The organism is Micropruina sp., assembly GCF_047607385.1.
GTDB lineage: Bacteria > Actinomycetota > Actinomycetes > Propionibacteriales > Propionibacteriaceae > Micropruina.
The window spans coordinates 1-5,690 of record NZ_JASGDE010000205.1 but is presented as its reverse complement, the minus strand read 5'-3'; the positions used below and the strand labels follow the sequence as shown (position 1 = coordinate 5,690).

General features: G+C 67.0%; 13 protein-coding genes. All 13 read left to right on the top strand.

The window, feature by feature from the left end; translation table 11 throughout:
• Nucleotides 1–153: 153 nt before the first annotated feature.
• The 13 genes from rplP to rplO all read left to right on the top strand — a co-directional run bounded on the left by rplP (nt 154) and on the right by rplO (nt 5,406).
• Nucleotides 154–573: a 50S ribosomal protein L16 gene (gene rplP, locus QM582_RS17485; protein ID WP_415086555.1), complete on the top strand. Its 420-nt coding sequence runs from the start codon at nt 154–156 to the stop codon at nt 571–573.
• On the top strand, nt 573–803 hold the full coding sequence (gene rpmC / locus QM582_RS17480) for a 50S ribosomal protein L29 (RefSeq protein WP_298130337.1): 231 nt from the start codon (nt 573–575) through the stop codon (nt 801–803). The genes rplP and rpmC overlap by 1 nt, the downstream gene beginning before the upstream one ends.
• A 5-nt stretch (nt 804–808) precedes the next feature.
• Entirely contained in the window at nt 809–1,090 is a 282-nt protein-coding gene (rpsQ, locus tag QM582_RS17475) for a 30S ribosomal protein S17 (RefSeq protein WP_415086553.1), read from the top strand.
• 7 nt (nt 1,091–1,097) lie between these two features.
• The gene (gene rplN / locus QM582_RS17470; protein WP_298130340.1) at nt 1,098–1,466 is read left to right on the top strand and encodes a 50S ribosomal protein L14; all 369 of its coding nucleotides are present in this window, start codon (nt 1,098–1,100) and stop codon (nt 1,464–1,466) included.
• A 2-nt stretch (nt 1,467–1,468) separates the two neighbouring features.
• On the top strand, nt 1,469–1,840 hold the full coding sequence (gene rplX, locus QM582_RS17465; RefSeq protein ID WP_415086551.1) for a 50S ribosomal protein L24: 372 nt from the start codon (nt 1,469–1,471) through the stop codon (nt 1,838–1,840).
• Nucleotides 1,840–2,496 (top strand): 50S ribosomal protein L5, encoded by a 657-nt coding sequence (gene rplE / locus QM582_RS17460; protein WP_415086549.1) that lies wholly within the window; start codon nt 1,840–1,842, stop codon nt 2,494–2,496. Before rplX ends, rplE begins: the two co-directional genes overlap by 1 nt.
• Nucleotides 2,497–2,503: 7 nt before the next feature.
• Complete coding sequence (locus tag QM582_RS17455) at nt 2,504–2,689, top strand: type Z 30S ribosomal protein S14 (RefSeq protein WP_298134273.1); 186 nt, start codon at nt 2,504–2,506, stop codon at nt 2,687–2,689.
• 116 nt (nt 2,690–2,805) lie between these two features.
• Nucleotides 2,806–3,213: a 30S ribosomal protein S8 gene (rpsH, locus tag QM582_RS17450; protein ID WP_415086547.1), complete on the top strand. Its 408-nt coding sequence runs from the start codon at nt 2,806–2,808 to the stop codon at nt 3,211–3,213.
• 15 nt (nt 3,214–3,228) lie between these two features.
• Nucleotides 3,229–3,771: a 50S ribosomal protein L6 gene (gene rplF, locus QM582_RS17445; RefSeq protein WP_415086545.1), complete on the top strand. Its 543-nt coding sequence runs from the start codon at nt 3,229–3,231 to the stop codon at nt 3,769–3,771.
• Nucleotides 3,771–4,154, top strand: coding sequence for a 50S ribosomal protein L18 (gene rplR / locus QM582_RS17440; RefSeq protein ID WP_415086543.1), 384 nt, complete (start codon nt 3,771–3,773; stop codon nt 4,152–4,154). The genes rplF and rplR overlap by 1 nt, the downstream gene beginning before the upstream one ends.
• Nucleotides 4,155–4,176: 22 nt before the next feature.
• Entirely contained in the window at nt 4,177–4,782 is a 606-nt protein-coding gene (gene rpsE / locus QM582_RS17435) for a 30S ribosomal protein S5 (protein ID WP_415086541.1), read from the top strand.
• The gene (gene rpmD, locus QM582_RS17430) at nt 4,782–4,964 is read left to right on the top strand and encodes a 50S ribosomal protein L30 (protein WP_415086540.1); all 183 of its coding nucleotides are present in this window, start codon (nt 4,782–4,784) and stop codon (nt 4,962–4,964) included. The genes rpsE and rpmD overlap by 1 nt, the downstream gene beginning before the upstream one ends.
• 1 nt (nt 4,965) lies before the next feature.
• The gene (gene rplO / locus QM582_RS17425; protein WP_415086538.1) at nt 4,966–5,406 is read left to right on the top strand and encodes a 50S ribosomal protein L15; all 441 of its coding nucleotides are present in this window, start codon (nt 4,966–4,968) and stop codon (nt 5,404–5,406) included.
• Nucleotides 5,407–5,690: the final 284 nt, after the last annotated feature.

Below are 5,690 nucleotides of genomic sequence, written 5' to 3'. Positions count from 1 at the left end.
CACTTCCGGTGGTCAGCGCCGTCCCGGACGTGGGCCGCGGCGCGACGACCGGGGCGGCCGTGACAACCGTCCCGAGCGTGGCGGACGCCGCCGCGCCGAGGCTGCCGAGGCCCCCGCGGCCGAGGCCGTCACCGAGAATGCAGGAGCCTGAGCATGTTGATTCCCCGTAGGGTCAAGCACCGCAAGCAGCACCATCCCAAGCGGGACGGCGCCGCCAAGGGCGGTACCAAGCTGGCGTTCGGCGATTACGGCATCCAGGCCCTGGAGTCCTCGTACCTGACCAACCGGCAGATCGAGAGCGCCCGTATCGCCATGACCCGGCACATCCGGCGTGGCGGCAAGGTGTGGATCAACGTCTACCCCGACCGTCCGCTGACCAAGAAGCCGGCCGAGACCCGGATGGGTTCCGGCAAGGGTTCCCCCGAGTGGTGGGTGGCCAACATCAAGCCGGGCCGGGTGCTCTTCGAGCTCTCCGGCGTGGCCGAGGAGACCGCACGCGAGGCGATGCGCCTGGCGATCCACAAGCTGCCGTTCAAGGCACGTTTCATCAAGCGGGAAGCAGGTGAGATCTGATGGCGAAGACCAGCACCGCAGCCGACCTGCGCGGCCTCAGCCGCGACGAGCTCAACGCCAAGGTCAAGGAGTTCAAGGAGGAGCTGTTCAACCTCCGGTTCGCCGCTGCCACCGGTCAGCTCGAGTCGCACGGACGGCTCCGCGAGGTCCGCAAGGACATCGCGCGGGTCTACACCGTGCTGCAGGAACGCAACCTCGGCATCGTCCCCGATCCTGATCAGGACAAGTGAGAGCAATGAGTGAGAGCAAGCGCGCGGAGTCAAATCGATTGGCAGCCCGCAAGGTCCGTGAGGGCATCGTGGTGTCCGACAAGATGGACAAGACCGTCGTGGTCGCCATCGAGCAGCGGGTCAAGCATCCGCTGTACGGCAAGGTGATGACCAAGACCGAGCGACTGAAGGCTCACGACGAGGCGAACGACGCCGGCGTCGGTGACCGTGTCCGGGTGATGGAGACTCGTCCGACCTCAGCGACCAAGCGCTGGCGTCTGATCGAGATCCTCGAGAAGGCCAAGTGAGGCAGGAATGATCCAGCAGGAGACGCGGCTGAAGGTCGCGGACAACACCGGTGCGAAGGAACTCCTCTGCATCCGGGTGCTCGGTGGCTCCAAGCGTCGCTACGCGGGCCTGGGCGACAAGATCGTCGCCACGGTCAAGGACGCCATCCCGGGCGGAAACGTGAAGAAGGGCGAGGTGGTCAAGGCCGTCATCGTCCGTACGGTGAAGGAGACCCGTCGTCCGGACGGTTCCTACATCAAATTCGATGAGAATGCCGCCGTGATCCTGAAGGGCGACGGGGAGCCCCGTGGCACCCGCATCTTCGGACCGGTCGGCCGTGAGCTGCGCGAGAAGCGTTACATGCGCATCATCTCGCTGGCGCCGGAGGTGCTGTGACAATGGCGAACTCGTTGCATGTGAAGAAGGGTGACCGGGTCAAGGTCATCGCCGGCAAGGACAAGGGCCGGGTCGGCGACATCATCGAGGTGCTGCCCGAGCAGGGCCGGGTGATCGTCGAGGGTGTGAACGTGGTCAAGAAGCACACCCCGGATCGCTCCGCGCAGGGCGCCAAGGACAAGGGCGGGATCATCACCACCGAGGCCCCCATCGACGCGTCCAACGTGCAGTTGGTCGTGAAGGTGGACGGCAAGGAGGTCGTGACCCGCGTGGGCTACGAGCGCCGCGAGGTGACCAAGCGGCGTCCGGACGGCTCGGAGTACTCCGCCACCCGGAGCGTCCGGATCGCCCGCAAGACCGGGAAGGAAATCTGATGACCGCCAGCACCGCAGAGAAGACTCTGCCGCGGCTGAAGCAGAAGTACCGCGAGGAGATCGCGCCGGCGCTGCACGCCGAGTTCGGCTACGCCAACGTGATGCAGATCCCCGGCCTGACCAAGATCGTGGTCAACATGGGTGTCGGCGACGCCGCTCGCGACTCCAAGGTGATCGACGGGGCGGTGCGGGATCTGACCCAGATCACCGGCCAGAAGCCGTCGGTGACCAAGGCCCGCAAGTCCATCGCGCAGTTCAAGCTGCGTGAGGGCATGCCGATCGGCTGCCACGTCACGCTGCGCGGCGACCGGATGTGGGAGTTCGCCGACCGGCTGCTCACCCTGGCGCTGCCCCGGATCCGCGACTTCCGCGGCCTGTCCGCGCGGCAGTTCGACGGCAAGGGCAACTACACCTTCGGCCTGACCGAGCAGGTCATGTTCCACGAGATCGACCAGGACCGGATCGATCGCGTCCGGGGCATGGACATCACTTTCGTCACCACCGCGACCAACGACGAGGAGGGCCGGGCGCTGCTCAAGCAGCTGGGCTTCCCGTTCAAGGCTCCGGAGAACGATCCGAAGAAGGCCGTCGCCAAGAAGCGGCGTCCGCAGGGTGCTTCGAAGAGCGCCCAGAAGAAGTCCCTGAAGAGGAAGTGACGAAGGTATGGCCAAGACAGCGCTGAAGGTCAAGCAGGCCCGCAAGCCGAAGTTCGGCGTCCGCGCCTACACCCGGTGCAGCAAGTGCGGCCGGCCCAAGGCCGTCTACCGCAAGTTCGGCCTGTGCCGGGTCTGCCTGCGGGAGCTGGCGCACGCCGGCCAGCTGCCCGGGGTGACCAAGTCCAGCTGGTGACCGGCTCGCCGGTCGAGACCACCGGGTTCGTCCGGACCCAGTGACCATTAACCCGAACAGGTCAGGCGCCTGGGATACGGCGTCCTGAAACCGTCCGAGAAAGAAGAAATCAAGTCATGACCATGACTGACCCGATCGCAGACATGCTGACGCGTCTGCGCAACGCCAATCAGGCGTACCACGACTCCACGTCGATGCCGCACAGCAAGATCAAGGTGGGCATCGCCGAGATCCTCAAGGCTCAGGGCTACATCAGTGGCTTCGAGGTCAAGGAGCCGGCCGAGGGCGAGGTCGGCAAGACGCTGACCATCACCCTGAAGTACGGCTCCAACCGGGAGCGCTCGATCGCCGGTGTCCGGCGGATCAGCAAGCCCGGCCTGCGGGTGTACGCCAAGTCCAATGCGCTGCCGAAGGTGCTGGGCGGACTGGGGATCGCGATCATCTCGACCTCCCAGGGCCTGCTCACCGACTCCGAGGCCAACGCCAAGTCCGTGGGCGGCGAAGTGCTCGCCTACGTGTGGTGAGAGAGGAGTACTGACATGTCGCGAATTGGCAGGCTCCCGATCGCCATCCCGGCCGGGGTCGATGTGAAGCTGGACGGCCAGCTGGTCGAGGTGAAGGGGCCCAAGGGCACCCTCAGCCACACCATCGCCGAGCCGATCCGGATCGGCCGCAACGAGGCCGGCGAACTGGAAGTGACCCGTCCGGACGACGAGCGGCAGAGCCGTTCGCTGCACGGCCTGACCCGCACCCTGGTCTCCAACATGGTGACCGGCGTGACCGCGGGCTATGAGAAGAAGCTCGAGATCGTCGGCGTCGGCTACCGGGTGATCGCCAAGGGCCCGACCCAGCTCGAGTTCAACCTCGGCTTCAGCCACCCGGTCGTGGTGAACGCTCCCGAGGGCGTCACCTTCTCGGTGGAGAAGCCGACGGCGTTCACCGTCTACGGCATCGACAAGCAGGTCGTCGGCGAGGTTGCGGCCAACATCCGCAAGATCCGCAAGCCGGAGCCCTACAAGGGCAAGGGTGTGCGCTACGCCGGCGAGCGGGTTCGCCGCAAGGTTGGAAAGGCTGGTAAGTGATGGCTATCTCGCTGTCGAACAACAAGACGACGGCCGCTCGGATCGCTGCGCGGCTGCGCCGCCAGGCCCGCGGTCGCAAGAAGATCGCAGGCAGCCCGGAGCGTCCGCGCCTGGTCGTCACCCGGTCCTCGCGGCACCTGTTCGTTCAGGTGATCGACGACACCGTGGGCGCCACGCTGGCGTCGGCGTCCTCGATGGAGGCCGACATCCGCAAGGCGAGCGGCGACAAGACCGAGGTGGCCAAGAAGGTCGGCACGCTGATCGCCGATCGGGCCAAGGCTGCCGGGGTCACCTCGGTGGTCTTCGACCGGGCCGGCAACAAGTACCACGGACGGATCGCGGCGCTGGCCGACAGCGCCCGGGATGCCGGCCTGGGATTCTGACGGAACTCGAAAGGAAACAACGATGAATGGAAACCAGCGCCGCGGAGGCGGTGCCGCTGGTGGCGAGCGTCGTGGCCGCGAGGACCGTCGGGGCCAGAACGCCGAGAAGGAGAAGAGCAACTACCTCGAGCGGGTAGTGGCGATCAACCGGGTGGCGAAGGTCGTCCAGGGTGGCCGCCGGTTCAGCTTCACCGCGCTCGTCGTGGTGGGTGACGGCGACGGCACCGTCGGCGTCGGCTACGGCAAGGCCCGCGAGGTGCCGGCCGCGATCGCCAAGGGCGTGGAAGAGGCCAAGAAGGCGTTCTTCCGGGTGCCGCGCATCCAGGGCACCATCCCGCACCCGGTGCAGGGTGAGAAGGCCGCCGGTGTGGTCATGCTGCGTCCGGCGTCGCCCGGTACCGGTGTCATCGCCGGTGGTTCGGCGCGCGCCGTGCTGGAGTGCGCCGGCGTCCACGACGTGCTCGCCAAGTCGCTGGGCTCGGACAACGCGATCAACGTGGTGCACGCCACGGTGGCCGCGCTGAAGAGCCTGGAGGAGCCTGAGCAGGTCGCCAAGCGCCGTGGCCTGTCGGTGGAGGACGTCACCCCGGCCGCGCTGCTGCGCGCTCGTGAGGAGGCGAATCACTGATGAGCAAGATCAAGGTGACCCAGGTCAAGTCCGGCGTGGGTCGCAAGCAGAACCAGCGCGAGACCCTGCGGTCGCTCGGTCTCAAGCGGATCGGCGACTCGGTGGTGATCGAGGCCCGTCCCGAGCTCGTGGGCATGGCCAAGTCGGTCTCGCACCTGGTCACCGTCGAGGAGGTCGACTGACATGCCGCTGAAGTTGCATCATCTGCGCCCGGCGCCCGGTGCCAAGACCGAACGCACTCGCGTCGGCCGTGGCGAGGGCTCCAAGGGCAAGACCGCGGGCCGAGGCACCAAGGGCACCGGCGCGCGTAAGAACACGCCGCAGAACTTCGAGGGCGGGCAGATGCCGCTGCACATGCGGCTGCCCAAGCTGCGCGGCTTCAAGAACCCGTTCCGGGTCGAGTACCAGGTGGTGAACGTCGCCAAGCTCGGCGAGCTGTTCCCCGAGGGCGGCGAGGTCGGCGTGGCCGACCTGGTCGCCAAGGGCGCCGTCCGCGACGGCAACCTGGTCAAGGTGCTGGGCAGCGGAGAGCTCTCCGTCGCCCTGCAGGTGAGCGCGCACGCGTTCTCCGCCTCGGCCAAGAGCAAGATCGAGGCAGCCGGGGGCACCGCCACCCAGCTGTGAGCTGATCCACACCCGAGGGCGGGACGACATCGGTCGTCCCGCCCTCGTGCCGCGTCCGGGGACGGTTCTCAACGGTTGGGGACGGTTCTGGGCGGTTGATTTTCGACGGTTGGGGACGGTTCTCAACCGCCGGGGACGGTTCTCGACGGTCGGCTTTCGACGGTTGGGGACGGTTCTGCTGGCCGAGAACCGTCCCCGGCGGTTGGTTTTCGTTCGTCGAGAACCGTCCCCGACCGTTGAGAACCGTCCCCAACCGTTGAGAACCGTCCCCGGTCAGGCGGGTT